This window comes from Streptomyces sp. R302 (assembly GCF_012927245.1).
GTDB lineage: Bacteria > Actinomycetota > Actinomycetes > Streptomycetales > Streptomycetaceae > Streptomyces.
Window position 1 is genome coordinate 24,758 of sequence record NZ_JABBGE010000018.1, and the last position, 26,763, is coordinate 51,520.

The 26,763-nt window shown below is 74.1% G+C and carries 22 protein-coding genes; 4 read left to right on the forward strand and 18 right to left on the reverse strand.

Annotated features, from left to right (window positions below; all coding sequences use genetic code 11):
- Positions 1-68: 68 nt before the first annotated feature.
- The 7 genes from HHL19_RS36010 to HHL19_RS36040 all read right to left on the reverse strand — a co-directional run bounded on the left by HHL19_RS36010 (position 69) and on the right by HHL19_RS36040 (position 8,991).
- Complete coding sequence (locus HHL19_RS36010; RefSeq protein ID WP_346768595.1) at positions 69-854, reverse strand: 4'-phosphopantetheinyl transferase superfamily protein; 786 nt, start codon at positions 852-854, stop codon at positions 69-71.
- A 47-nt stretch (positions 855-901) separates the two neighbouring features.
- A complete protein-coding gene (locus tag HHL19_RS36015) occupies positions 902-3,244 on the reverse strand; it encodes a serine/threonine-protein kinase (protein ID WP_169094635.1) in 2,343 nt (780 codons plus the stop codon).
- Entirely contained in the window at positions 3,226-4,122 is an 897-nt protein-coding gene (locus HHL19_RS36020; RefSeq protein WP_169094636.1) for an oxygenase MpaB family protein, read from the reverse strand. The genes HHL19_RS36015 and HHL19_RS36020 overlap by 19 nt, the downstream gene beginning before the upstream one ends.
- 103 nt (positions 4,123-4,225) lie before the next feature.
- Complete coding sequence (locus HHL19_RS36025; protein WP_169094637.1) at positions 4,226-4,570, reverse strand: hypothetical protein; 345 nt, start codon at positions 4,568-4,570, stop codon at positions 4,226-4,228.
- Positions 4,571-4,661: 91 nt separating this feature from the next.
- On the reverse strand, positions 4,662-6,023 hold the full coding sequence (locus HHL19_RS36030) for a VWA-like domain-containing protein (RefSeq protein ID WP_169094638.1): 1,362 nt from the start codon (positions 6,021-6,023) through the stop codon (positions 4,662-4,664).
- Positions 6,020-7,270: an AAA family ATPase gene (locus HHL19_RS36035; protein ID WP_169094639.1), complete on the reverse strand. Its 1,251-nt coding sequence runs from the start codon at positions 7,268-7,270 to the stop codon at positions 6,020-6,022. The genes HHL19_RS36030 and HHL19_RS36035 overlap by 4 nt, the downstream gene beginning before the upstream one ends.
- A 209-nt stretch (positions 7,271-7,479) precedes the next feature.
- A complete protein-coding gene (locus HHL19_RS36040) occupies positions 7,480-8,991 on the reverse strand; it encodes a hypothetical protein (RefSeq protein WP_240982085.1) in 1,512 nt (503 codons plus the stop codon).
- A gap of 246 nt (positions 8,992-9,237) precedes the next feature.
- On the opposite strand from HHL19_RS36040, the gene HHL19_RS36045 reads away from it, so the two are divergent.
- Entirely contained in the window at positions 9,238-9,714 is a 477-nt protein-coding gene (locus HHL19_RS36045; RefSeq protein ID WP_169094641.1) for a GreA/GreB family elongation factor, read from the forward strand.
- Positions 9,711-10,544: a hypothetical protein gene (locus HHL19_RS36050; protein WP_169094675.1), complete on the forward strand. Its 834-nt coding sequence runs from the start codon at positions 9,711-9,713 to the stop codon at positions 10,542-10,544. The genes HHL19_RS36045 and HHL19_RS36050 overlap by 4 nt, the downstream gene beginning before the upstream one ends.
- 27 nt (positions 10,545-10,571) lie before the next feature.
- On the opposite strand, the gene HHL19_RS36055 is transcribed toward HHL19_RS36050, so the two are convergent.
- Entirely contained in the window at positions 10,572-10,937 is a 366-nt protein-coding gene (locus HHL19_RS36055) for a nuclear transport factor 2 family protein (protein ID WP_169094642.1), read from the reverse strand.
- Between the two features lie 105 nt (positions 10,938-11,042).
- On the opposite strand from HHL19_RS36055, the gene HHL19_RS36060 reads away from it, so the two are divergent.
- Positions 11,043-11,933 (forward strand): LysR substrate-binding domain-containing protein, encoded by an 891-nt coding sequence (locus HHL19_RS36060; RefSeq protein ID WP_169094643.1) that lies wholly within the window; start codon positions 11,043-11,045, stop codon positions 11,931-11,933.
- A gap of 104 nt (positions 11,934-12,037) precedes the next feature.
- Here the strand turns inward: HHL19_RS36060 and HHL19_RS36065 are convergent, their stop codons facing one another.
- Genes HHL19_RS36065 through HHL19_RS36080 form a run of 4 tightly spaced genes read right to left on the reverse strand, consistent with a single transcriptional unit; the run spans position 12,038 to position 16,142 of the window.
- Positions 12,038-13,510, reverse strand: a complete 1,473-nt coding sequence (locus HHL19_RS36065) for an NAD(P)/FAD-dependent oxidoreductase (protein WP_169094644.1) — start codon at positions 13,508-13,510, stop codon at positions 12,038-12,040.
- A gap of 42 nt (positions 13,511-13,552) precedes the next feature.
- The gene (locus HHL19_RS36070) at positions 13,553-14,194 is read right to left on the reverse strand and encodes a DUF1345 domain-containing protein (RefSeq protein WP_169094645.1); all 642 of its coding nucleotides are present in this window, start codon (positions 14,192-14,194) and stop codon (positions 13,553-13,555) included.
- Positions 14,191-14,994, reverse strand: a complete 804-nt coding sequence (locus tag HHL19_RS36075; RefSeq protein WP_169094646.1) for a family 1 encapsulin nanocompartment shell protein — start codon at positions 14,992-14,994, stop codon at positions 14,191-14,193. The genes HHL19_RS36070 and HHL19_RS36075 overlap by 4 nt, the downstream gene beginning before the upstream one ends.
- Positions 14,991-16,142 (reverse strand): Dyp-type peroxidase, encoded by a 1,152-nt coding sequence (locus tag HHL19_RS36080; RefSeq protein WP_169094647.1) that lies wholly within the window; start codon positions 16,140-16,142, stop codon positions 14,991-14,993. Before HHL19_RS36080 ends, HHL19_RS36075 begins: the two co-directional genes overlap by 4 nt.
- A 178-nt stretch (positions 16,143-16,320) precedes the next feature.
- Between HHL19_RS36080 and HHL19_RS36085 the strand changes: the two genes are divergently transcribed.
- Entirely contained in the window at positions 16,321-18,636 is a 2,316-nt protein-coding gene (locus HHL19_RS36085; protein WP_169094648.1) for an FdhF/YdeP family oxidoreductase, read from the forward strand.
- 76 nt (positions 18,637-18,712) lie between these two features.
- Here HHL19_RS36085 and HHL19_RS36090 read toward each other — a convergent pair whose 3' ends face one another.
- The 6 genes from HHL19_RS36090 to HHL19_RS36115 form a co-directional block, all read right to left on the reverse strand.
- Positions 18,713-21,235: an AAA family ATPase gene (locus HHL19_RS36090; protein WP_169094649.1), complete on the reverse strand. Its 2,523-nt coding sequence runs from the start codon at positions 21,233-21,235 to the stop codon at positions 18,713-18,715.
- Between the two features lie 155 nt (positions 21,236-21,390).
- Positions 21,391-21,978, reverse strand: a complete 588-nt coding sequence (locus tag HHL19_RS36095; RefSeq protein WP_169094650.1) for a thioredoxin domain-containing protein — start codon at positions 21,976-21,978, stop codon at positions 21,391-21,393.
- 107 nt (positions 21,979-22,085) lie between these two features.
- A complete protein-coding gene (locus HHL19_RS36100; protein WP_169094651.1) occupies positions 22,086-23,459 on the reverse strand; it encodes a diacylglycerol kinase family protein in 1,374 nt (457 codons plus the stop codon).
- A gap of 692 nt (positions 23,460-24,151) precedes the next feature.
- Positions 24,152-24,664, reverse strand: a complete 513-nt coding sequence (locus HHL19_RS36105; protein ID WP_169094652.1) for a hypothetical protein — start codon at positions 24,662-24,664, stop codon at positions 24,152-24,154.
- Between the two features lie 650 nt (positions 24,665-25,314).
- Positions 25,315-25,671: an STAS/SEC14 domain-containing protein gene (locus HHL19_RS36110; RefSeq protein WP_169094653.1), complete on the reverse strand. Its 357-nt coding sequence runs from the start codon at positions 25,669-25,671 to the stop codon at positions 25,315-25,317.
- A gap of 453 nt (positions 25,672-26,124) precedes the next feature.
- Positions 26,125-26,709, reverse strand: coding sequence for a TerD family protein (locus tag HHL19_RS36115; RefSeq protein WP_169094654.1), 585 nt, complete (start codon positions 26,707-26,709; stop codon positions 26,125-26,127).
- Between the last annotated feature and the right edge of the window lie 54 nt (positions 26,710-26,763).

Here is a 26,763-nt window from a genome sequence, read left to right on the forward strand (position 1 = left end):
CCCGCGGTCCATCGAGGTTTTCTTAAGCGCGCTCGCAGTTCAGCTTCACGCCGGGGCGTCGTCGCTGCTCAGGGCCGTCCGTCCGGGGCTTCGACGGTGGTGGAGGCGGTCACGAAGGAGGAGGGAAGCCAACTCGAACGGACCATTCCCAGGGTTCCCCCGACCGCGACGGCCGCCGCGTGTCCGCGGGCGGTGGGCACGTCCTCGACGGCCCACCCCCCGGGGCGGGCGGAGGGGTCGTCCTCGCCGAGGTAGTCCTGGTCGAGGGGGCGGGCCACGCCGATCCCGATGCCCTTGAGGTAGGCCTCCTTGCGGCACCAGACGCGGGCGAACGCCTCGGGCGCGTGCCCGGCGCGGGCGATCTCGGCCCGTTCCCCGGGGTGGAGGACCGCGGCGACCTCGTGGACCGTGGCGGTCTCGGGAATCGTCTCGACGTCGACGCCGACGGGGCGTGCGGCGATGCCGATGAGGACGACGTCGCCGCTGTGCGAGAGGGAGAAGTGCGGGGCGCCGGGCGGGGCTTCGACGGCCGGGCGGCCGTGGAGGGCGCCGCAGCCGGGGCAGGGCTCGCGGCGGTACGCGACCTCGGCGGGGGCGACGCCCAGGCGGGGGGCCAGGAGGCGGCGCAGGGCGATGTGGCCGATGCCGTACCGGAGCCGGTCCGCCGCCCGGAGGGGGGCCGCGAGCCGGGCGCGTTCCTCGGCGTCGAGTTCGGCGGGGTCGAGGTCTTCCTCGGCGAGGTGGTCCACCCGGAGCTGCCACAGGTCGACGTCGACCGGGGCGGGGCCGTTGTCCGGGGCGGGTGCGTGCGGGCGGGGCTCGGGGGCGGGCTCGTCGCGGCGGTCGGTGATCACCTGGCCATTCAAGCAGGACGAGTCAAGCAGGCGGGACGGGGGCCGACTCAGGTCGCTCCGGCGGAAGTTGGTCCTCCGGAGCCGTGTACGTCCGCCCCGGATCCGTGTACGTCCGCCCCGGAGCCGCGCCCGCCCGCCCCGGGCCCACCGACTCCGTGCCCGTCGGGGGTCGGTGTGCCTCCCCGGCGGACGGCGTCCGCCTCGGTGTGGCGGCCCAGGCGGTCGAGGCAGTGGGTGAGGTCGGCGAGGGCCGAGAGGGTGTCCGGGTGCAGGGGGCCGAGGACGCGGGCGCGGGCCTCGGCGAGGGAGCGCAGGGGGTCGAGGGCTTCGTCCCAGCGGCCGAGGCGGCCGAGGACGACGGCGGCCTCGCGGCGGCTGCGCAGGGTGTCGGGGTGGTCGGGGCCGAGGACCCGCCGGCGGGCCGCGTGTACGGCCTGGGCGGTGTCGAGCGATTCCTGCCAGCGGCCGAGGCGGGCGAGGTGGAGGGCGAGGGCGTGCCGGACGCGCAGGGTCTCGGGGGCGTCGGCGCCCTGGGTGCGGGTGCGGACGGCGACCAGGTCGCGGCAGACGGCGAGCGCGTCGGCGGCCCGGCCGAGGCGGCCGAGGCAGGCGCTGGTCTCGTAGCGGGCGGCGAGGGTGTCCGGGTGGTCGGGGCCGAGCGAGGAGGCCCGCCCCTCAGCGACCGCGCGGTACTGGTCGAGGGCCTCCTCGGCGCGGCCGAGGCGGCCCAGGGTGTGGGCGAGTTCGTGGCGGGTGACGAGGGTGTCGGGGTGGTCCGCGCCGAGCAGTCGGGTGCGGGTGTCGGCGACCGCCAGGGCCGTACGGTACGACTCCTCCAGGCGGCCGAGCCGGGCGAGGGTGTACGCGAGGTTGTGGCGGCAGCGCAGGGTGTCGGGGTGGTCGGGGCCCGCGGTGCGCTCGCGGACGGCCAGGACGTCGGCGTACAGCGCGTGCGCCTCCGCGTGGCGGCCGAGCCGGCCGAGGGTGAAGGCGCGCTCCTGGCGGGCGGCGAGGGTGTCGGGGTGATCAGGGCCGAGGATCCGGGTGCGGGCGTCGGCGACCCTTTCGAAGGCTTCCAGGGCCTCGGTGGTGCGGCCGAGCCGGCCGAGCGCGAAGGCCACCTCGTAGGCGCTGGCGAGGGTGTCGGGGTGGTCGGGGCCGAGGACCCGGGTGCGGTCGCCGGCGACGGAGCGGTGGAGGTCCTCGGCCTCCGCCCAGCGGCCGAGCCGGCCGAGGCCGAGGCCGGCCCGGTGGCGGGCGGCGAGCACGGCGAGGAGTTCGGGCGTGGCGTCCGTCGCGGGGCGGGCGGGGCCGTCGGCGCCGGCTGCGGCGGTCGTCCACTCGGTGGTGAGGACGGCCGCGGCCGGGTCGTGGCCCGCGACGCGGGGCGCCCCGGGGGCGGCGGGGCGCGGACCGCCGGTGAAGGCCCGGGCCCACGCGGGCGTGGTGCCGGATTCCGGTACGGGCGCGGTGACGGCTCCGTCGGTGGGGTGCGGCGGCTCGTACGGGAGGGGCGGCATGAGGCGGGTGTCGCCGCCGAGGGTGCGGCCGGTGAAGATCCTGCGGCGCAGGTCGGAGGCGTCGCGCGGGCGCTGGTCGGGCACCTTGGCGAGGAGGTCGACGACGAGCCGGTCGAAGTAGTCGGGCAGCTCGGAGCGCAGGGCGCGCGGCGGGCTGGGCACGGTGTCCCGGTGGCCGACGAGCACGGCCCAGGAGTCGTCGAGGTCGAACGGCGGCGCGCCGGTGGCGAGTTCGTACAGGACGCAGCCCAGTGAGTACAGGTCGCTGCGGTGGTCGATGTCACCGCCGCCGATCTGTTCCGGGGACATGTAGTGGGGGGTGCCCATCGCGATGCCGGTGCCGGTGAGGCGGGAGGTGAAGCCCATGTCCGCGCCGAGGCGCGCTATGCCGAAGTCGCAGATCTTCACCGTGCCGTCGCGCAGCCGCATGATGTTGGCGGGCTTGAGGTCACGGTGCACGATGCCCATGCGGTGGGTGTATTCGAGGGCGTCGGCCACCTGGTCGGCGATGTCGACGACCTCGTGGACGGGCAGCGGGTTCCGCGCGTTGGCGGCGAGGAGCTGGCTGAGGTTCTGGCCTTCGAGGAGCTCCATGACGAGGAAGAGGACGCCTTCGTACTCGCCGAAGTCGTGGACGACGGTGATGCCGCGGTGCTGGAGCGCGGCCGCGACCCGGGCCTCGCGGCGGAACCGCTCGCGGACCACGGTCTGCACGCCCGCGTCCTGGTGCGGGCCGAGCGGTTTGAGGCACTTGACCGCGACCCCGCGGCCCAGCGCCTCGTCCGTGGAACGCCACACCTCGCCCATGCCGCCGCGGCCGATGACCTCGTGCAGGCGGTAGCGCCCCTGGATCAGTCTGATGTCCCCCATCGTGTGCCGTCGCCCCCGTCGTCTTCGTGCACGCTCTCCGGCCCGTCCAGTATGGCCGCAGGCACGGACAGTGTGTACGGGTCGGGTCGGGTGTCGGGTCCGAGGCGGTCCATGGCGCGTGGGATGTGGCCGGGCGGGAGCCGCCAGCGGAGGGCGGCGGGGACGCGGCGCAGCAGGCGGGCGGTGGTCTCGAGGCGCCGGGTGACGGCGGCCTCGGGCGGTACCGGCCGGCCGTAGAGGGCATGGGCCCAGTCCGGCAGGGTGTCGTACGCCAGTGAGCTGATCCGCCGCCACACCAGCGCCCGCCCGGCGAGCAGCGCGGGCGGTACGGGCGGCTTGCGCAGGAAGTCGAGGACGGCGAGCGCGTCCTCTCCGGCGGTGAGTTCGCCGCGTACGGAGTCGAAGTAGGCGGCGAGCGCGGCCCGGGTGGCGGGGACGGTGTCCGGGTCGAGGCCGACGAGCCGCGCGGAGGTGCGCTGTTCGTCCACGTACCGGTCGGCGGGTTCGCCGGTGAGCGGCAGTCCGGAGCGGCGGGCGACGGAGACGTACGAGTCGATCTCGGCGCAGTGCACCCAGAGCAGCAGCGCGGGGTCGTCCACCCCGAGGAGCCGGTGGATCCGGCGGACGCGCGCGCCGGCGGCCTCCGCGGCGTCCCGTGTGCCGTAGCTGAGCGTGCCGACGAAACTCGCCGTCCGCATCAGCCGCCCCCAGGGGTCCTCCCGGAAGCTGCTGTTGATCATGACTCCGCGTACGGCGACGGGGTGGAGGGCCTGGAGGTAGAGGGCGCGCACACCGGCGATCCACATGACCGGGTCGGCGTGCAGCTGCCAGGTGACGGAGCGGGGTCCGAAGAGACCGGGGTCGGCGTCCTGCCTCATGGGGTCAGGCTACGCGCGCGTGGGCGGAAGGGACCCCGGCCGTCGGGAGCGGAGTCGTCCGCCTCCCGGCAGACCGGGGTCATCTGTCTCCCGTCGGACCGGGTCAGCCGATACGGGGCGTTCCCCCTCCGGAAGAGCGGTGCCCGCCCTGGACGTAGATCCTCGTGCGGTGGTGCGAGCACAGGGCGAGCGCGGTCCCGGAGAGGATCAGCGCGTCGGCGAAGCCGGCGGTCTGCGCCTGGGCCGCGTCCGTGCCGGGGTCGCCCTGCGCGATGATGGCGAGCTGCACCGTCAGCCGCTCGGCGCCGTCCTCGTCGGCCGCGAGGAGCCGGTACGCGTTGCGCGCGGTGGAGACGCCGAAGAGAGCAGGAGCACCAGGCCGAGCAGCGTCGAGAAGCCCCCGGCGACCGTCGCGACGGGGGGCGGGGGTGCGGGACGGGTCGGCCACGGTGGGGCTCGTCCTCGTCGGCTCCGATGGCGGCACGGGAAGGTCGTTCCGGCCCAACACGTATGCCAGGAAGCCTGGGTGGGCGGGGCGGTCAGCCGATCTCCACGACCCGCGCCCAGCTCGGCGGCCGGAGCAGCAGCTCGTCCACCTCCTCGTCCTCCGGCTCCGAGGCCGGCGGGCGGGGGAAGAGGCCGACGATCGTGCGGCAGGGAGGGGCGGATTCCGGCCATGGGGTCTGGCCGTCGGTGAAGACGACGAGGACGTCGGGGCGGGGGCTGAGGCGCAGGGCGCGGGCGAAGCCGGCGCGGAGGTCGGTGCCGCCGCCGCCCACGAGGGGGATGTCGGCGCCCGCGCACAGGCGCTGCGCGGTGTGGGCGGCGGCGTCGCAGGCGACGACGGTGACGAGGTCGCGGCGGCCGTCGACGGCGCGCGTGAGGGCGGCGACCTCCAGGAGGGCGCTGCCGAGTTCGAAGTCGGAGACGGAGCCCGAGGTGTCGATGACCACGCCGATGTGCGGAGGGACGCGGCGGAGGCTGGGCAGGACGACGCCGGGGAGCGCGGCGGAGCGGCGGGAGGGGCGGCGGTAGGTGTAGTCCTCGCCGGCGCCGGCCGCGGAGACGGCGGCGGCGAGGGCCGCGCCGAGGAGTTCCCGCCAGGGCTGGGGCGGGTGGCAGACCTGTTCGGCCCAGCGCTGCCAGGCTTCGGGGGCGGTGCCGGGGCGGCCCTTGATGCCCTGGGCGACGCGGTACACGACGGCGGCGCGCTCCTGCGGGGTGAGGCCGTCGGCGCCGTCGGCGCCGAGTTCCCAGGTGCGGGCGTGGCCGTCGGCGCCGCTGCCGCAGTCGAGCCAGGCCAGTCCGGAGGTGCGCGGGGTGAGGCGTACGGCGCGGACGTACTCCTCCATCAGCAGGCCGGGCGCGAGGTCGAGCATCTCTGGCTGGATCGCGTCGTCGGGGCGCGGGAGGCCGTCGCCGTAGATGTCGTCGTTGATCTCGAAGTCGCCGGCGATGTTGAGGCGGAGACGTTCGGCCGGGCCGTCGAGGCCGAGGTCGCGGGCGAGGCGGTCACCCCGGCCGTGGTGGTCGCGGAGCAGGTGGGCGACCTCGTGGACCCAGACGCCCCCGAGGTCCGTCATCGGCGTCCTGTCGACGAAGGCCGGCGAGACGTACATCCGCCAGTGGCGGTCGACGGCCATGGTGGGGACGGCCCGGGTGGGCACGACGTGGAGGGCGAAGAGGGCGGTGGCGAGGTACGGGCGGACCCGGACGGCGTAGAGCCGGGCGGCGTACAGCTTGTCCCGGTCAAGCGCCTCCTCGGCCGGAACGACGACGCCGACGGAGGAGGAGACGCCGGAGGAGGAGACGCCGCAGGAGGAGGCGGAGGCACCGCCGGAGGAGGCTGCGGACGAGGCCGAGGCGGCTGCCGAGGCGGCCGAGGCGTCAGGGGCGGTCATCGGCGTCCCCGCACGGTCGCGGCGGGGCGGACGGCGCGCCGGGAGAGGCCGACGGTACCCGCGAGGCGTTCGATGGCGGCGGGGACGTCCCAGTCGTCGCGGCGGAGGGTGGCGAGCGTGGTGGCGGGCACCACGACGAGGTCCGGCGGGCCGGTCTCCGCGGCTCGGGCGAGCAGGGCCCAGGCGGCGTCCCAGCGATCCCGGTCGGGGCGTTCGCGGACGGCGGTCACGACGGCTTCGAGGGCGGCCTGGCGGCGGTCGCCGCGTTCGGGGAGCGCGGCGCCGGCCGGGTCGGCGAGGAGTTCCTCGGGGTCGGGGAGGTCCATCCGGTCGAGCCAGGCGAGGAGTTCGAAGCCCGGGCCGTCGCCGACGGTGCCGCGGACGAGGAGGGAGAGCACGTCGCGGGAGGAGCCGGCGACGGTCGCGAAGGCGAGCAGACGCAGCGTCATGTCCCAGCTGCGGGGCGAGGGCCAGGGCCCGCCCCGGCGGGTCTCCTCCGCCGGCAGCCGGTGGACGAGCGTCGGCCGGCTGCCGAGGAGCCCGCAGACGGCCCGGCGGGCGCGGTCGACGGCTTCGGGGAGCCGTGCGGGGTCGAGGCGGGGAAGGGTGGCGCGGGGCCAGGTGCCGCCGAGGCCTCGGACGACGACCTCGTGTTCGTGTGTCCACCGGAGGTGGACGAAGCGGTTGGCGAGCGGGGCGCTCAGCTCCCAGCCGTCGGCGGCCGACGCGCGCGGGTTGGCGGCGGCCACGATCCGTACCCCGGGCGGGAGGGTGAGGGCGCCGACCCTGCGTTCCAGGACGAGCCTGAGGAGGGCGGCCTGGACGGCGGGCGGGGCGGTGGAGAGCTCGTCGAGGAAGAGCAGGCCCCGGCCCTCGCGGACGAGTCGGACGGCCCAGTCGGGCGGTGCCATCGCCACGCCGCGCACGGCCGGGTCGTCGCCGAGGACGGGCAGGCCGGAGAAGTCGGTGGGTTCGTGGACGCTGGCGATGACGGTGGTCAGCGGCAGGTCGAGCTCCTCGGCGAGCTGGGTGAGCGCCGCGGTCTTGCCGATGCCGGGCTCGCCCCACAGGAGGACGGGCAGGTCGGCGGCGACCGCCAGCGTCAGCGCCTCCAGCTGGTCGTCGGCGCGGGGTTCGGTGCGGGTGGAGCCGAGGAGGGCGAGGAGCTCGGTGGCGACGTCGAGTTGCCGGGCGGAGTGGGGGACGGGCGTGGCGGTCGTAGTGGTCGTGGGCGTGTGGGTGCGCATGGGTGTCATCACCTGGGGTGGGTGCGGGCGTGCCGGGGCACGGCGGCGGGAAGGGCAGGTCTGGGCAGAGCGGGGCTGGGCAGAGCAGGTCTGGGCACGGCAGGTCTGGACAGGGGAGGCAGGGCAGGCAGGGCAGGGCTGCGGCCCGTCGCTCGACGACGGGGGCCGTGACGGGCGGCCGTGACGGGGGCGGGTGAGGGCGGCTCGGGTCAGCGGGCCAGTGCGTGGCGGGGGTGGTCGCGGTGGCCGAGGGCCCGGCGGGCCTCGCGGGCGCCGAACCAGGTGCCGCGGGGGCGGTGGACCGGGCCGTGGCCCTGGCCGGGGTCGGGTGTGGGCGGGGGTTCGGGGACGTCCTCGGGGCCGGTGGCGCGCAGCCCCGAGCGGTAGAGCCCGTGCAGGACCTTCCGTTCGGCGGCGCGTTCGAGGGCGTCGCGGAGGGGGCCGTCGCGCAGGACGGCGCCGGATCCGAGGAGGCCTTCGACGACGGCGAACGCGCCGGCCGTGTCGCCGTGGGCGAGGCGCTCGCGGACGTCCGTCAGGCTGTCGGGTGTGCGGTGGGCCGCGTCGATCGCCCGCAGGCAGGGCAGGGGCGTGCCGGAGAGGGCGACGAGGAGTTCCTCGCGGCGGAGCTCGGCCGGGTCGTGGTCGAGCGGGACGAGGACGCCGTCGACGAGTCCGATGCGGTGCCGGCTCCCCCGGCAGTCCACGAACGTCGGCCCGTCCCCCGGGCCTCCGGGACGGGTTCCCGTGCCGTTCCGGCCGCCGGGGGTCAGGGCCTCGGCGACGAGCGGGTGCAGTTCGCCGGGGGTGACGAGGCCGGCGCGGAGCAGGGCGAGGTCGGGCGGGGTCCAGGTCGCCGCGTCGGGGAGCACGGCCGGCCATGGACGGCCGGCCGGGTCGTCCGGGGGCCCGTGCCGTCCGCGCCCCGCCGGTACGGGTTCGGTGCGGGCCCGCCCGTCCGGCTCCGGGGTGAGGAGGAGCCGCTGCCCGGATCCGAGGCGTACGAGGACGGGGCCGGCGGTCCGGCCTTCGGCGGCGAGCAGGAGGCGGGCCTCGGCGGCCCAGCGGTCCACGGCCCAGCCGGGGCCCGGCGGGTCGTCGGGCGCGGCCGGGACGGCGGGCAGCAGGTCGGCGCCCGACCGGGTGCGGAGCTCCCCGGCGCGGGTGGCGTCCCACAGATGGCGGTGGAGGTCGAGCCGGAAGCGCCTGCTGGGGTGCGGGTGGGGGTGCGCGGCGGCGGGGTCGTACGCGCTCCACCGGCGCGGTGGCGGGTCGGCGGGCGGCCCGTCCCAGAGGGCGAGGGAGATCCGCTGTCCGGCGTCGGCCCAGGCGGGCGCGGTGCGGGCCACGAGGTGGACGGGGCGGGCGGGGCGTTGTGCCCGCGTGCCGGGTGCCTCGTGGTCCGGGTAGACGGCCAGGGTGACGGTCGTCCCGGGGCGGAGCAGGCCGTCGGGGGCGGTCCTGGGGAGATGCCAGCGGAGCAGGTCGGGGGCGAGGCGGCGGAGGTCGGCACGCACGCGTGCGGCGAGTTCCGTGCCGTGGGTCCGGGCCAGGGTCCGGGGGGTCAGGTCGAGGTCGACGCGCGCGGCGGCGCAGGCACCGGCCCAGTCGCCGGCGAGGCGGCGGGCGGTGGCGGTCTCGATCATGGTGGGCGGCACGGCGTAGGCACGCACGCGCCGCCAGAGGGAAAGGCGGGTGTCCTCCCGCACGGGGGTGCCCATCAGGACGCTCCGTGCGCGGTGAGGACCCCCCATCGGTGCGAGGAGTGAGTGATCATCGCGAGCACGCTAACGCGCCCGGCCCCGGGGACGCCAGGGAATTTCCGGGCTCCGTTCCCGGGGCCCGGAGGGCTGCGCGGCCTGCCCGGCCATCACACGGACGTTTCGTGCGATTTGACGGGCTTTTGCAGTGGTGTCGGAATGGGAGGCGTCGTCCTTCGTCCCCGCCACCGCACGACGGGAGCAGTCATGACCGCTGGACCGGAGCCCATCAGCGAGGCCGCCCGCGCGGCTCTGAGCCGCGAACTGTCCGAGCTGCGCGCCGAGCGGGCGAAGGTCGCCGCCACGCTCGACGACGCCGACGAGCCCGGCGACCGGGCCGATCAGGCCGACGAGTTGCAGCGGGCCACGGACGCGGACCGGCTGGAGACGCGGATCGCGGAGATCGAGGGGCGGCTGCGGGAGGCCTCGGCCGCCGGTGCGCCGTCGGCCGACACGATCGGCGTGGGCAGCACGGTGGGCGTGCGGTTCGGCGACGGCTCGGAGTCGACGCTGCACATCGGCGAGCTGGCCGACGCGGACGATCCGGCCCTGGTGACCGCCGACAGTCCGCTGGGCCGGGCGCTGCTCGGCCACACGGCCGGCGACAGCATCGCGTACGCCACTCCCCTGGGCCGTACCACCGCCGTCGTCCTCTCGGTCGGCACGCCGGGCGGCGGCTCCTGACCGGCGCGGCCGACAGCCGCGTCGACCCGGACCTCGCGGAGGAGCGCCGGGCCGACCGCAAGGGCGGCCCGGGGCACACGGTGCTCCTCGCCCTGGCGCTCGCCGTGCCCGCGGCCAAGGTCGCGTACACGGTGGGCGGCGGGGACGCGGTGCGGGACGTGTTCGTCGGCATGGAGCCGGCGAACTGGCCGGACGTGCTGCTCGGCATGGTGATCACGGATCCGCTGCTCGGCTCGGTCCTCGCGGTCGTGGTGTCCCGGGTCGTCTTCGCCGTCTTCGCGGCGCGCGGCGGCCTGCCGTTCGGCGGCGGCCGGCTCGCCCATCTGCGCCGGGTCGGGCTCGCCATCCTGAACCCGCTGGCGTTCGGCGTGATCGTCACCTGTCTCTTCGGCCCGTGGTGGGGCCTGGGCACGACCCTCGCCGCGTACGCGCTCCGCAAGGGCGTGGTGGTGGAGTACCGCACGGGACGGCGCCGCCCCCACCACGGACACGGCACCGCGCACGGGCCCTCGCGCGCACCGGACTACCGGCCGCCCGCGTGGCTGAGCCGGGCCGCGGCCGCGGAGCAGGGCGTGGCCCTGATCCTCACCGCCGTCGTCCTGCCCCTCCTGTTCCTGGCCTCCGCGCTCGACGGCCAGGCCTGGACCTCGATCGTCGCCTGCCGGGTCACCGACGGGACCCGCACCACCGACGCCCGTCTGATCGAGCTGAGCCGCAAGGGCACCGGCGTGGTCGGCTGGAACCTGGAGTCCGAGGAGATCTCCAACGGCGTCGGCTGTACCAGTACGGAGAGCCGTTACGTACGGGAGCCCTGGTGGCGGCGTCCGTGACGGCCACGCGCGCGTGCGCCGCCCGGCTCAGCGGGCCGGCGGGACGAACTCGGGCTGGTCGAGGATCCGCAGCCAGCTGCCGTCGGGCTGACGCCGGACGACCTGGGCCCGCGCGCCGGCGCCGTCCTTCGGCGGGGTCGAGGTGAGGGCGATGTCGCCGTTCACCAGTGTGGGCAGCGGCTCCTCCCGCTCGAAGCGGGGCCGGTGGGCGAGGACCTTCTCCCACAGCGCCCGGATGGCTTCCCGCCCCACCGTCAGCTCGCCGGGCGGGTACGCGAGCACGGCGTCCTCGGCGTAGAGCGCGGCGACTCCGGCGGCGTCGCCGGCGTTGGACCGCTCGACGAAGAGGCGGGTGATGTCCTCCGGGCGCATGGCCTTCGCGCACTCCTGCATCGGGTTCCTCCTGAGCTGTTTGCGTCGTCCTTGGTGCCTCCAGCCTCACAAGCCGTCAGCCAGAAGTCCAACAGATGGTGGTGCTACGTACTAGAATTTCCAGTCATGGATTTGAGGCAGCTGGAGTACTTCGTGGCGGTCGCCGAGGAGCGGAACTTCACCCGGGCCGCCGAGCGGGTGCACATCAGTCAGTCGGGCGTCAGCGCGCAGATCCGGCGGCTCGAACACGAGCTGGGCGCCGAGCTGTTCGACCGCTCGGCTCGGGCCGTCGCCCTCACCGCCGCCGGGGAGGCGGCGCTCGCGCACGCCCGTGCGGCGCTCGCCTCGGCGGAGGCGGTCGGCCGGGCGGTCGACGAGGTCACGGGCCTGGTGCGGGGCCGACTGACGGTCGGCATGGTCGTCGGCTGCACCCTGACCCCGCTGTTCGACGCCCTGGCCGCCTTCCACGCGGCCCATCCCGGGGTGGAGGTCCTGCTCCAGGAGGACAACTCCGACCGGCTCGCCGAAGGCGTCCGGAGCGGCGCCGTCGACCTGGCGCTCATCGGCGCCGCCGCCGCGACCCCCGACGGCCTGGACGCGCTGACGATCATCGACGAACGGATCGTCGCGGCCGTCCCTCACGACCACCCCCTCGCGGGCCTCCCCCACCTCGCCCTCCGCGAGCTGACGGCCCACCCGCTCGTCTGCATGCCCCCGGGCACCGGCCTGCGCGCGGTCCTCGACCGGGCGTGCGCGGAGCAGGACCTCCGCCCGTCGATCGCCCTGGAGGCGGGCGCCGCGGACGCGATCGCCGACCTCGCCGCCCGGGGCCTCGGCGTCGCCGTCCTCAGCGCGTCGATGGCTTCGGTCTACGCCGACCGCCTCACCGCGCTCCCCCTCGCCGACGTCGACATCCCGGCCCTCCTCGCCCTGGTCTGGAAACCCGCCCACAACCCGGCCGTACGCACCCTCCTCACCCACGCCCGCCACGCCTTCGGCCTGACCGACACGCCCTGACGGAACCCGTCGGATCCGCGGCCCGCGCGCCGCGCCGGAAGGGGCCGCGAGGGGCCGTCACGGGGGCGTGCGGGGGTCGCGGCCGGGTGCGCTGACGGTCGGCGTCACCGCCAGGGCGGCCTGATGCCCAGGTGGCGGAGGGCCGTCGCGGCGGCGCCGGCGCCGGACATGCCGTGGGCGCCGGGGCCGGGCGGGGTGGCGGCGGAGCAGAGGTAGACGCCGGGGAGGCCGGTGGCGTAGGGGTCGAGGGCGGGGCGGGCGCCCAGGACCAGTTGGGGGACGGTCTTGGCGCCGGTGAGGATGTCGCCGCCGGCGAAGTTGGGGTTGGCGGCGGCGAAGTCGGCGGGGCGGGTGACGCGCAGGCCGACGACGCGGTCGCGGACGCCGGGGGCGAACTGTTCCAGGCGGGCCAGGATCGCGTCGGTCGCGTCGCCGTCGTAGCCGTGCGGCACGTGCGCGTACGTCCACACCGGGTGGACGTCGCCGACGGAGCGGGAGGGGTCGGCGAGGTACTGCTGGCCGACGAGGACGAAGGGGCGCTCCGGCATCCGGCCGTCCGTGACGTCCCGTTCGGCGCGGACGATCTCGGCGAGCGGGCCGCCGAGGTGGACCGTGCCGGCCCGGCGGGCGGCCTCCGCGCGCCACGGCACCCCGCCCTCCACCGCCAGGTCGACCTTGAAGGCGCCGGGGCCGCGCCGGAAGCGGCGGTACGCGGCGGCCGTACGGGACGGCAGGAGGTCGCCGTACACGGCCGCGACCTGGGCCGGGTCGAGGTCGAGGAGCGTGAGGTCGGCGGGCGGCAGCTGGGAGCGGTGGGTGATCCTGACGCCCGTCTCGATCCGGCCGCCGTGGGCGCGGAGGGCGGCCGCGAGGGCGTCGGTGATGGAGCGGGAGCCGCCTTCGGCGACGGCCCAGCCCGCCGCGTGCCCGGCGGTCAGGATGCCGAGTCCGATGGCGGAGCTGAGCGGGTCGGTGAGCGGGCGGTAGGCGTGGGCGGCGACGCCCGCCCACAGCGCGCGGGCGCCCGGGGTGCGGAAGAGGCGGGCGAGCACGGCGGCGGGCAGGACGGTCGGCAGGCCGAAGCGGGCCAGCAGGAGGGGATGGTCGGGGACGCGCAGGAGCGGGCCCATGACGTCCGCGGAGAGCGCCTCCCAGCGGCGTACCGAGGGGGCCAGCAGGGCCCGGTAGCGGGCCGCGTCGGCGCCGAGCCCGGCGGCGGTCTCGGTGACCGAGCGGTACAGGGCGGCGGCGGTGCCGTCGTCGAGGGGGTGGGCGCAGTCGACCTCGGGGAGCCGCCAGTTCAGCCCGTACCGGTCGAGGCGCAGGTGGCGGAGGGCGGGCGAGGCGACGGCGAGGGGATGCACGGCCGAGCAGTGGTCGTGGAGCAGTCCGGGCAGGATCGCCTCGTCGGTGCGGGTGCCTCCGCCGATCGTCGGCGCGGCCTCCAGGACGGTGACCTCGAGGCCGGCCTCGGCGAGCAGGGCGCCGGCCGCGAGCCCGTTGGGACCGGCGCCGACGACGACGGCGGTCGGGGTGGAACCTGCGGGGCGGGCGGGGCGCGGGCGCGTGCTGCTCATGGGGCGAGTCTGCCGGGACGCGCACACCCGGCGCACACCGGGTCAGCCTGTCACGATGCCGGCCACCAGGTTGATCGCGGTGGCGAGGATGCTGGCGCCGAAGACGTACGAGAGGAGGCAGTGGCGGAGGACGATCGCCCGGATCCCGGAGTCCGAGACGTTGGTGTCCGAGACCTGGTACGTCATGCCGAGGTTGTAGGAGAAGTACAGGAAGTCGGTGTAGCGGGGGTGGTCGTCGGAGTTGAAGTCGACGCCGCCTTCGGGCGGCGCGTAGTACAGGTAGGCGTACCGGGTCGCGTACATGAGGTGGAGCGCGGCCCAGGCCATGAAGACGCCCCAGAGGGCGGTCGCGGCGGCGGTCCGGTCGTAGCCGGAGTCGACGAGGAGCAGGGCGACGATGGCGACGAGTCCGCAGAGGGCCGCCGTGACCACCGCCAGTTCCTCGACGACCGGGCGGAACTCCTCGCGCCGCAGGTTGCGGCGGGTGGCGGCGGCGTCCATCGGCCAGAGCACGATCCAGCCGGTGACGACGAAGACGGTCTCGGCGGCGGCGATCCCGGCGAGGATGCCGAGCGCCGTGTCGGCGAGCGCGCCCGTGACGGCCCCGGCGGCGGCGCCGACGGCGCCCGCGCCGGCCAGCCGGGGGACCGCGTACCGCCACGACCAGGCGCGCCCGACCGTCACGCGCCGCCGAGGACGACGACGGCCTCGTCCGTGTACGTGAAGTAGGTGAGCGTCTCGTGGAGGTACAGCTCCACGGTGTCGGCGTCGTGCCGGGTGTAGCCGATGGAGACATCCTGGCCGAGGCGGAGTTCGAAGTCGCCGCCGCGCGTGGAGAGCACGTAGCCGCCGGTGAGGGCGGGGGCCCAGATCGGCGGTCCGTCGAGCATCCGGCCGAGGTGGGCGGCGATCGGATAGCCGTGGTCGGAGGTCTCGCTGACGGCCCGGTACTCGTCGGCGCCGAGGAGCAGCGCGTACGGGCCGTCCACGCCGGCGAGCCGCAGGGCGGTGAGGGCGCGGCTGACGGCGTCGGGGTAGTCGCGGGGTTCGGTGGGAAGCGCGACGACCAGGTTGGAGGAGGCGGCGCGCAGGCCGCGCACGCCGGCGGCCTCGTAGCCGTCGAAGACGACGCTGTCCTCGGCGAGGGCGAGGGTGCGGGCGGCGTCCTTGACGGGCTGCCAGTCGGAGTCCTTGGCGCCGCGTTCGACGTCGTCGACGGCGGAGCGGTCGACGGTGAAGGGGACGCGGAGCTCGACGAGCGGCCGGGCCTCGCGCAGCCGGGCGCGGACGCCCGCGGCGGGCGCGGCGAGGTCGGTGAGGTGGCCGGTGCCGACGGCGGCGAGGCCGGCGCCGCCGGGGTCGGGGACGTCCACGACGCGGCGGCCGGCGACGGTGCGGCGGAAGGTGCGGCGGGCCTCCTCCTCGATCTCGTCCCAGGCGGCGGGGGTGATGGGGGCGAGTTCGCGGTGCAGATTGCTGGTCATGACGCCGGTACTCCTTTCAGGCTCCCGATGCCCAGGCCGACGGCGGCGGCAGCGGGGTCTACGGGTACGGCTGCGGGTGCGACTGCGGGGACGGCTTGGGCTTCGGCCGCGGGCTCGGGGGCGGTCTCCCGCGCCGCTTCCGGAGCCGGGAGGTCGTCGAGCAGGTCGGCGCTCGGGACGAAGAAGAGGCCACCGGTGACGGCGGTGGAGAAGTCGAGGATGCGGTCGGTGTTGCCCGGCGGGTCGCCGAGGAACATGTTGCGGAGCATCTGTTCGGTGACGGCGGGGGTGCGGGCGTACCCGATGAAGTACGTGCCGAACTCGCCCGCGCCGAGCCGTCCGAACGGCATGTTCTGGCGGACGATCTGCCGCTCCTCGCCGTCCTCGTCCTCGACGGTGTTGAGGGCGACGTGCGAGTCGGACGGCTTGACGTCGTCGGGGAGTTCGACGTTGTCGGCCTTGGAGCGGCCGATGACCCGCTCCTGTTCCTCGGTGGAGAGCGCGTTCCAGGCGGTGAGGTCGTGGAGGTACTTCTGCACGACGACGTAGCTGCCGCCGCGGAAGCCGGGGTCCTCGTCCGCGACGAGGACGGCGCCGGCGGCGGACGGGCCCGTGGGGTTCTCGCTCCCGTCGACGAAGCCGAGGAGGTCGCGGTCGTCGAAGTAGGTGAAGCCGTGGACCTCGTCGACGACGGTGACGGCGTCCCCGAAGCCGTCGAGGACGACCCGGGCCAGTTCGAAGCAGAGGTCGGCGCGGCGGGCGCGCAGGTGGAGCAGCAGGTCGCCGGGGGTGGCGGGGGCGCGGTGCCGGGGGCCCTGGAGGGGGGTGAAGGGGTGGAGTTCGCGGGGGCGCGGCCCGCCGACGAGCCGGTCCCAGGCGTCGGAGGCGAGACCGGCGACGCAGGCGAGGGCGTCGTCACGGGCGCGGAAGGCGACGGAGCGGGCGAGCCCGGACAGGCCGCCGAGCCCTTCGCGTACGTCGGTCTCCCGGCCGGGCGCGACGGTGAGGGTGAGGAAGAGGGCGGCCTTGGCGGGCGGGCCGAGGATAAGCTGGGGGACGGGCTGGGGGGTGGGGTGCGGGGAGGCACCGGGGGTGGGGTGCGGGGTGGGATCGGGGGCGGGCTGGGGGGTGGTCTGGGGGGCGGCCATGCGACTCCCGTCAAATGGGGCAAATCGGCGTCAGCGTATCGACCGCCGCGCGGGCCCGCAGCCCGTCACCGGGCCCCCGCGCGGCCGAATGGCGACGGGGTGCGGCCCCGCATAGCCTGCCGAGAGGGGGTCCTACGCGTTCCCTCGCGCCCGTGTGCGCCGGAAAGGTGGCAGGCCCATGAGCCTCGACCGAAAGCAGCAGGACGGCCTGGAACCCCGGGTGGGCCCCGTTCCCGACGGGGAGCCGGAGGTCCGGCCGTACCACCATCCCGCCGCTGGCTGGGGCGCCGCCAAGAGCGTGACCCGGTTCATGGCCCGGGAGGGCGCCCTCCCCGTGGACGGGCCCCGGGCGATCATGAAGATGAACCACGAGCGCACCGGGTTCGACTGTCCGGGCTGTGCCTGGCCCGACGACACCAAGGGCCTCCACCTGGACATCTGCGAGAACGGCATCAAGCACGTCACCTGGGAGATGACCCGGAAGCGGGTCGGGCGGGACTTCTTCGCCGCCCACTCGGTGACGGAGCTGGCCGGATGGACCGACTACGCGCTGGAGAACGAGGGCCGGCTCACCGAGCCGATGGTGTACGACCCCGGCACCGACCACTACGTGCCGATCGGCTGGAAGGACGCCTTCGAACTGGTCGGCAGCGCCCTGCGCGGCCTCGACGACCCGAACCAGGCGTCGTTCTACACCTCGGGCCGGCTCGGCAACGAGGCGACCTTCCTCTACCAGCTGCTCGCCCGCGAGCTCGGCACCAACAACCTCCCCGACTGCTCCAACATGTGCCACGAGGCGAGCGGGCGGGCCCTGACGGCGTCGCTCGGCACCGGCAAGGGCACGGTCGACCTCGCCGACTGGGAGACCGCCGACGCGCTGTTCATCCTCGGCGTCAACGCGGCGTCCAACGCGCCCCGGATGCTCACCGCCCTCGCCGAGGCGTACCACCGGGGCGCGCAGATCGTGCACGTCAACCCGCTGGTGGAGGCCGCCGCCACGCGGACGATCATCCCGCACGACTTCAGGGACATGGCGACCTTCCGCGCCACCAGGACGTCGACGCTCAACCTCCAGCCGCGGATCGGCGGCGACATGGCCCTCGTACGGGGCATGGCCAAGGCGGTCCTCGAACAGTCGGCGTCCGATCCGAAGGCGCTCGACCCGGAGTTCATCGAGCGGCACACGGCCGGCTTCGAGGAGTACCGGGCGGTGTGCGAGGCCACGCCCTGGGAGGAGATCGAGCTCCAGTCCGGACTCCCCCGCGAGGAGATCCTGAAGGCGGCCCGGGTGTACCGGGAGGCGGACCGCTCGATCGTCAGCTGGTGCCTCGGCGTCACCCAGCACGAGCACGGCGTCGACACCGTCCGCGAGATCGTCAACCTCCTGCTGCTGCGCGGCAACCTGGGCCGCGAGGGCGCGGGCCCGTCCCCCGTACGCGGCCACAGCAACGTCCAGGGGAACCGCACCTGCGGCATCGACCACCGCCCGACGGCGGCCTTCCTCGACCGGCTCGGCGAGGTCTGCGGCATCGACCCGCCGCGCGCCCACGGCCTGGACACGGTGCGCACCATCGAGGCGATGGGCCGCGGCGACGTCAAGGTCTTCGTCGGCATGGGCGGCAACTTCGCGCTCGCCGCGCCCGACACCCCCGTCACGTACGAGGCGCTGCGGAACTGCGAGCTGACCGTCCAGGTGAGCACCAAGCTCAACCGCAGCCATGTGGTGCACGGCCGGCGGGCGCTGATCCTGCCGTGCCTGGGCCGCACCGAGAAGGACCACCAGCGCAAGGGCGAACAGGCCACCTCGGTCGAGGACTCGATGAGCATGGTCCACCTCTCGCGCGGCATGAAGAAGCCCGCGTCTGCGCACCTCCTCTCCGAGCCGGCGATCGTCGCGGGCATGGCGCGGGCCGCGCTCCCGGACAGCACGACGCCGTGGGCCTGGTACGTGGAGGACTACGACCGGATCCGGGACACGATGGCCCGCGTCCTGGACGGCTTCGAGGACTTCAACCGGCGGGTGCGGCTGCCGCTCGGCTTCCGCATCAAGCAGCCCGCGCGCGAGCTCGTCTTCCGCACGCCGTCGGGGAAGGCGGAGTTCTCCGCCGCGCCGCTGCCGGACGTCGTCCCCGAGCCGGGCACGCTCGCGCTCGGCACGATGCGCTCGCACGACCAGTGGAACACCACGATCTACTCCGACGACGACCGCTACCGGGGCGTGAGCGGGCTGCGCACCCTGGTCTTCATGAACCGCGCCGACATGCGCGAGCGGGGCATCACGGAGCTCGCCCCGGTGGACATCACCGCGACCGCCCGCGACGGCAGCCGGCGCTCGGTGCACGGCTATCTGGCGGTGCCGTACGACATCCCACGCGGCTGCGCGGCGGGGTACATGCCGGAGATGAACGTGCTGTGCGCCCTGGGCGACTACAGCACCCAGAGCGACCAGCCGATCATGAAGCACCTCAAGGTCGTGATCGAGCCTACGGGCTGACTGACCTGTGAACACACGCCGTCGACCGCTCGGCGAACGGCCCCCGCCTCACGAGGAGGCGGGGGCCGTTCGCCGTTCAGGCCGCGGCGGCGGCCGTCTCCGCGGCCGCGGGGCCGCCCTTGCGGATCGTGCAGTGGAGGGAGTCGTCGATGACGTCGGCGACGATCGTGTCGCCGGGTTCCGCCTCGCCGCCGAGGAGGAGGGAGGCGATGCGGTTGTCGAGCTCGGTCTGGATGGTGCGGCGCAGCGGCCGGGCGCCGAATTCGGGCTGGTAGCCGTGGGCGACGAGGAGCTTCGTGGCGGCCTCGGTGACCTCCAGGGTCATGCCCTGGGCGTGGACCCGGTGCTTGCTGCGGTCGAGGAGGTGCTCGACGATCTCGGTGAGGTCCTTCTCGGTGAGGCTGTGGAAGACGATGATGTCGTCGATGCGGTTGAGGAACTCGGGCAGGAAGCGGCCCCGCAGGTCCTCCATCAGCTCGTCCTTCAGCTCGGCCGCGTCGCCCTCGTGGGCGAGGATCCGGTGGGCGCCGATGTTGGAGGTCATGATGACGACGCAGTGGCGGAAGTCGACGGTACGGCCCTGGCCGTCCGTCAGGCGCCCGTCGTCGAGGACCTGGAGCAGGGTGCTGAAGACGTCCTGGTGGGCCTTCTCCACCTCGTCGAAGAGGACGACGCTGTACGGCTGGCGGCGGACCTTCTCGGTGAGCTGGCCGGCCTCCTCGTAGCCGACGTATCCGGGCGGGGCGCCGACGAGCCGGGCGACGGTGTGCTTCTCCTGGAACTCGCTCATGTCGAAGCGGATCATGCGGTCCTCGTCGCCGAAGAGCAGCTCGGCGAGGGTCTTGGCGAGTTCCGTCTTGCCGACGCCGGTGGGCCCGAGGAAGAGGAAGGAGCCGACGGGCCGGTCGGGGTCGCCCATGCCGGCGCGGTTGCGGCGGACGGCCTCGGAGACGGCGGTGACGGCCTCGTCCTGGCCGACGATCCGGTCGTGCATCTCCTGCTCCAGCTTGAGGAGGCGCTCCTTCTCGGTGGTGGTGAGCTGGCTGACGGGGATGCCGGTGCGGCGGGAGACGATGTCGGCGATGTCGGAGGCGGTGACGGAGACGACGCCCTCGCGGCGCTCCTCGATGCCGGCGAGCTCGCCCTCGACCTCGGCGATCTCCTCCTTGAGCTGCTTGGCCTTCTCGAACTCCTCGGCGGCGACGGCCTGGTCCTTCTCCCGGCGCAGCTTGGCGAGCCGGTCCTCGCGGCTGATCACCTCGGTGGAGCGCCCCGCGCTGCGGAGCCGTACGCGGGCGCCTGCCTGGTCCATGAGGTCGATGGCCTTGTCGGGCAGGAAGCGGTCGCTGATGTAACGGTCGGACAGTTCGGCGGCCGCCGCGAGGGCGCCGTCCGCGAACCGGACCTGGTGGTGGGCCTCGTACGCGTCGCGGAGGCCTTCGAGGATCTGGACGGTCTCCTCGACGGTCGGCTCGGGGATGAGGACGGGCTGGAAGCGGCGTTCGAGCGCGGCGTCCTTCTCGATGTACTTGCGGTACTCGTCGATGGTGGTGGCGCCGACGACGTGCAGCTCGCCGCGGGCGAGGGCGGGCTTCAGCATGTTGCCGGCGTCCATGGAGCCCTCGCCGGTGGCGCCGGCGCCCACGACCGTGTGCAGTTCGTCGATGAAGAGGATGATGTCGCCCTCGGACTTCTGGACGTCCTCGATGACCTTCTTGAGGCGTTCCTCGAACTGGCCGCGGTACTGGGCGCCGGCGACCATGCCGGAGAGGTCGAGGGAGACGACCCGCTTGTCCTTGAGGGTGTCGGGGACCTCCCCGGCCACGATCCGCTGGGCGAGACCCTCGACGATGGCGGTCTTGCCGACGCCGGGCTCGCCGATGAGGACGGGGTTGTTCTTGGAGCGGCGGGAGAGGATCTCGACGGTCTGCTCGATCTCCTCGGCGCGGCCGACGACCGGGTCGAGCCTGCCCGCCTTCGCCTCCTCGGTGAGGTCGCGGCCGAACTCGTCGAGGGTGGTGGCGGGCTGCTTGGGCGCGGCGGGCGCGGTGGCCTCGCCGCCGCGGGCGGCCTGGTCGGTCACCCCGCGCAGCTTGGAGACGTCGAGGTCCTCGGCGCGCAGGAAGCGGGAGGCGCCCGAGTCGGCGTCGCCGAGGAGGGCGCCGAGGATGTGCTCGGGGCCGATGTAGGAGACGCCGGCGGCCTGCGAGGTGGCGTGGGCGAGCGCGAGGGTCCGTTTGGCGGCGGGGGTGAGGCCCGGCTCGGCGGAGGGCTCCACGGCCTCGTGCGGCAGCACCTTGGCGATCTTGTCGGCGAGTTCGTCGGGGTCGACACCGGAACGGGCGAGGAGACGGCGGGTGGGTTCGACCTGGGTGCAGGCCCACAGGAGGTGCTCGGTGTCGAGGTCGGCGGTGCCGTCGGCGACCGCCTTGGTCGTGGCCGTGTTGAGGAGTTCGTGGGACGACTCGGTGAGGAGACGGCCGATGGGGACCCGCTGGACGGCCGGCGGCGACGACGCCGGGGACATTCCGAAGAAGCGGTTCAGCAGGTCGCCAAACGGATCGGAGGGGCCGAAGGAGGAACCGAACGCCATCGACATGTCTGTGCTCCTGAAAGGGCGTGGGGGGTCCTCCACACTCAAACCCGGCTGCTCCGGCTCCGCAAACGGAAGGGGCACACGGGGCACACGCCCTGCCGGCTACCGGTCGGTCGGCGACCGATCCGTCGGCGGCCGGTCGGTCGGTCGGCGGCCGGTCAGTCGGCGATGCGGCTCAGGAACTCGGCCGGGGTGACGACGGGAGTGTCGTCGGGGCCGCCGACGGGGAGGTCCTCCTCGTCGTAGCGGACGGCCGGCGTGGCGAGGATGCCGAACTCGGAGAAGTTGGCGACGACCTGACCCGCCCACGGCAGATAGGTGCCGTCGGTGACCTTCCGCTCGAAGTCCGGGGAGCGCAGCCCCTGGACCCGTCCGGCGGTGTCCAGCAGCGCCGCGGGGTCGGCGAACCGGTCCTCGGCGCCGGGCGGGTACGGCTGGTCGGCGAAGAGCGCGGCGAGGTACTCCATGAAGAGGCCCTGCCCCTCGTCGCTCGCGGCGCCGAGGGCGGCGACCGCGCAGCGGGACCCGCGGCCGCCGACGATGTCGTCGAGGACGGCGGCGAAGTGGAACCGGACGACGAAGCGCCCCTCGTCGGCGCCCGCGCGGAAGGTCCCGAGCAGGGTCTCGGCCATCCGGCGGCTGCCCCGGTCGCGCAGCTCCAGGAAGACGCGGAGGACGTGCGGGGCGTCGGGGTTCCCGTAGTGGACGGCGGCGCCGTGGGCGCCGGTCGTATGGGCGGGGTTCATGGAACGAGCTTCGCACGGCGGGACGGACGGCACGACCGCGCCCCGGGCGTCCGGGAGGCCGACGTACGGGAGCCGGGCTCCGGGGCCGTCCCCGGCGTCGGGTCCGGTCACCCGGTCGGGGGGCTCTCGGCGCGGCCGAGGGCGAGGTCGAGGATGCGGCGCCAGTCGACGGCGGGCGGGGGCGGTACGACGCCGGGGCGGTCGCGGGGGACCTGGACGCGAAGGGCGCCGGGGCGGAGGGTGCAGACGACGGGGGTGGGCATGCGGAGGGCCTCGCCGTCGACCGCCACGGGGATGTCCTCCGTGTCGGTGGCGGTGACCTCCACGCGGTGGGCGCTCAGGACGGTGAGGCCGGTGGACTGGGAACCGCGTACGGCCAGGTCGGCGGCCTGGGCCGCGTCCTCCACCCGGATCCCGAGCACGCCCAGCTCGCCGTCGTCGAGCCGGGGGCGGCGGCCGGCGCCGCTGAGTTCGTCGGGCGAGAAGTACGGGTTGTTGCTGACGAGCAGCGCCTGCTGGTCGTCGAGGCGGGCTCCGTCGACGAGGGAGTCGAGCCGTCGTACGCCGTCGCCGACGAGCAGGTCCGGCATGAGGCTGAGCGCCGTACCGGCCTTGTCGTCGCGGTACTCGGGCCGCTGCACGACGTCGGCGTACACGCCGAAGGAGACGGTGTTGACGAAGGCCCGCCCCGAGACGTCGCCGAGGTCGATCCGGAGCTCCTCGCCGTCGGTGAGGGCGTCGAGGCAGCGCGCGGGGTCGTTCCGGTCGAGCCCGAGGTCCATGGCGAAGTGGTTGCGGGTCCCGGCGGAGATCACCAGGAACGGCAGGTCGTGGTCGGCGGCGACGGCCGCGACGAGGGCCTGGGTGCCGTCGCCGCCCGCGACGCCGAGCAGGTCGGCGCCGTCGGCGACGGCCTGTCGCGCCAGGGCGGCGACGTCGGCCGGCGCGGACGGGTCGAGCAGGATGACCCGCGCGCCCAGCTCCTCCGCCCGTTCGACGAGACCGAAGCGTCCGACCTTCCCGCCGCCCGACTTCGGGTTCATGATCAGCACGGGTCTGCGGGGCCGGGCCGCCGGGGTCGTCGGCTGCGGCTTCTCCGGCCTGGAGCGGCGCAGCGCGGCCCGGGCGCAGAACAGGGCGAGCCCCCAGCACAGGCACAGGACGAGGGCCGTCAGCCACAGCCCGTCCCAGACGTACAGCACCACGACCCCGACCGGGGCGAGGACGAGGAGGAGCGCCCCCAGCAGCCGCAGCGGGCCCCGGTGGGCGAGGAACCACCAGACGCCGGCGGCGCAGAGGATCAGCCCGAGGAGCCCGGCCCCGACCACGAGGAGACCGCCCTCGCCGAGGGCGAGCACGAGCACGACGAGCGAGCCGACCGCCGCGAGCAGGGCGAGCCGCGCGAAGAACCGCGCGACCGCGAGGTCCCTCTCGCGGGCCCCTGCTCCGTCGGCCGTACCGCCCCGGTGCGCACCACCCATGGCTTCCTCACCCGACCCTCTCGCCCACGAGCGCAGTCCGAAGCACCAGCCTGCCCGCGGCCGCGGCGGCGGGCATCCCGGGCGCGGCCGACCGGGGCGGGGTTCAGCGGCGGACGCGGGTCAGCGGCGGACGCGGGGTTGTGACCAAGACTTCTGGTTGGCACTGGTCCACGTTCCTGACCTGCGGTGATGCCAGATAGCTTTGACCCTCCTGAGAAAGAAATCAGAGAGATACTTGGCGCGTAGGCGAATCTGCCACCTACGAAATGACCCCAATGCCATGATTACCCAGCTCATGGGGTTGCGGACGTGACGCTCCGATCAGGTTCAGATCCGCTCTGCGAGCTCGCGGCGGGCTTGACCCGCAGGTTGAGAACCTTGTCGAGGTTGCAGATTTCCGGGGGACCGAGTTCGATCGGCTGCCAGCCGGATTCGTACAGGAGCGACTCGAATTCCGCAGTGGACTCAAACTCTGACGACGAGTTGACGGCCCGGCTGCCCCACCTCCTCACTCGTGAGGCTCTGCCGTGTGCCCGTGCATCAGATACGGGGCCTCCTCAGGATGGGCCTTGATCCGGGCACGCCGCCATGCGGCGTCAAAGCTGAGCGTATGCGGCTCCTGCCGCATCACCTGCCACGCCTGCCAGCTCGTTCGAGTGGAGAGCAAGATCCGTATCAGAACCAGTCGGCCGTCATCCGTCGGCCTCACGTCCGGTGCCCGGCTTCCGGATCCGTTTCCTCGATGGGGAGTTGCTCGGCCAGTTTCTTCTCTCCGCACTCCAAGAACAGGGCACGCAGAGTACGCAGGAGGTCGCCCGCCCCCGGGAATGCCATTGCTGGACGGCCTTCACGAGGGCATCGACGTCGGTCCCAGGAGGTAGCTCCTGTCCGGCCTGCTCCAGCATCAGGTAGAGGCGGGCGGTGGCCGGCGTGCGCAGGATCTCGTCCTGCATGAACCGGATCCGGGCAGAGAGCTGATCGCGTGCCAGTTCTGCGAGCTCTTCCTCGCTTCGTAACCGGGCGATGCGCTCCGCGCAGGTGCGTGCGTGCTCGTCCGCGCTGACGGTCACGGCTGCCCACATGATCTCGACGCCGTCGATCGTCCACGGCAGGCGGTGGCGTAGTTCGTGGTTGATGTCCTGCTCGGTGGCCTCGCAGCGCAGAACGCTGCGCTGCGAGGCCAGGCTCTCGGCGAGAAGTCGCACAGGCCGCCCTGCTTCTCCCGAAGATGCGGTACCAACGGCTCCGCCAGCCGAGCGTTGCCATTCGACTCGGAAAACTGCAGTGAAGTGCAGACCTGCATCGCGGCTACGAAGCCGGTCCGAGAACGCTCGAACCCATCTGGCGTCACCTTGTCGCTCGTGAGTGCTGCTGCGCTTGTGTCGCCTCACACGTCCTCCGCACGGCGAACAGTCGTCGACGGCCTTCCGGCACTCCAGGGCGGGCGAGGGCCCCAGCTCCATGCCGGGCAGCAGTCCGACCGTCAGGGTGCCCGGCCGGCGGCGAACGTGCCGTCGGCGATCTCCATCCACCGCTCCCCGCACAGGGAGAGCCCACCGGGAAGCCGATGCACACCCGCACCCCAGGCGCCCGAAGCGGCGTCCGCCCGGATCCTCGGTGGTGATCCGTCCGTGCCGCTCGATCCACTCCCAGGCGCCCCGGGCGAGGGAGGAACGCAGGCGGCGCGGTCGCGCGCCCAGTCGCCCGCCCGGCGGACCGTCGCTGTCGGCATGCCCTCACGCTACGGACACCACCTCCGCCCGGCCCGCCGGAGAGCCGCCCGTGTGGGACACCCGCCCAGGGGACAGGCGGCAGGCCCTGCGCGCGCCGAGGACGGCGGGCCGCCCGGGCGGAGTCAGCCGGTGACCCAGGCGAGGGCCTCCTCCTGCTCGGCCAGCGGGAAGGTCTTCGTCTCGCCGGGGGTCATCCACCCGAAGAAGGAGGTCAGGTGGGTCATCGATTCGAGGTCGGTGACCAGTGCGACGCGCTTCCACGCTCGCAGGTGCTCCACACCGACCTTGAGATCCTGCCACAGCGCGCCGCTCGACATGCCGTCGAAGTCCCGGACGATGAGCAGGAAACGGACGTCACCGGCCCGCGCGGCCTCGACCACCGCCGGCAGGACGGTGTCGCGGTAGTCCTCCGCGGGGATCTTGCCGGAGGTCTCGAAACCGATGACACCTGGCGGCACGGATGCGAGCTTCTTGATCACGTCGGTCTCCCGTGCTGCCAAACGGCCGGCGGGGGGCCGAGCAAAGCCCCACCGCGCCTCTCTCGTTGCCACGATGGGGCATATCAGAAAAATCCGCCTGCGCGAGGTGGGGATGGGGACCGTGACTTCCGAGCTGTGGCCCTACGTCGCCACAGGCATCCACCGTGACCGGCTACAGGTCTCCGTCCCCTTCCCCCCTCGATATCGACGTCGACAGTTTCGAGCCCCGACCGCCTTCCCACGAAGACCCGCTGGTCACAATTACGGCCACGACATCGTGCTCGGCGTGACGCCGATCGCTGTCCGCTCCCATATCATCGTGATGTCCTGAGGATGTGACAGAGCCTCAATGTCCCATCGGGCAATCCATCCGCCCTCGCCAGACGGTGTGGGCGTCCATGGAGTCTCGCCGCAGGTGGCCGGGAGCGGGCCACGTTCCGAGGCCGAAGGCGACTACTTACTGACGGCGAAACGCATCAGGGCCTGATCGTCGCCCTGCTTGATCTTTCCCATCTCGTTGATCACCTGGAGCTTCCAGGCATCACCCACCCGCATGGCCTTGGCGACGGCGCAGCCGTTGTCCTGGGTGAGCATGCTCGGCCAGATGTCGGCGACCTGCTGAGTGCTGCCGCCGGTCGCGTCGTACACCTTGAAGCTGATGTTGCGCGCCTTCTGGAAGGAGCTGCCCTTCTTGTAGGCGGCCGCGACGAACACGATGGACGTGATGTGGGGCGGGATCTTCGCGAACTCGACCGTCACCGTCTCGTCGTCGCCGTCGCCGTGCCCGGTCTGGTTGTCGCCGCTGTGCACCAGGGAGCCGTTGCCCAGCGGATCCAGCGAGTCGAGCCCCGCGAGACGCACCGGATCCTCCCCGTGCATCGCGATGGCGATCAGGTCGAGATCGGTGCCCTTCTTGCGACGGAGCAGGCCCATCGGGCCGCCGCTGCTGCCGGCCGTGGGGTCCCAGGACACGCCGATGGACATGTGGGTCACCCCGTCCAGGTCCGCCGGGCCGTCTTCCTTGGTGAGCGTGATCATGTGCTTGCCATCCTTTCGCGTGATCTTCCACTACATCGAACGTGGCCAGGCCCT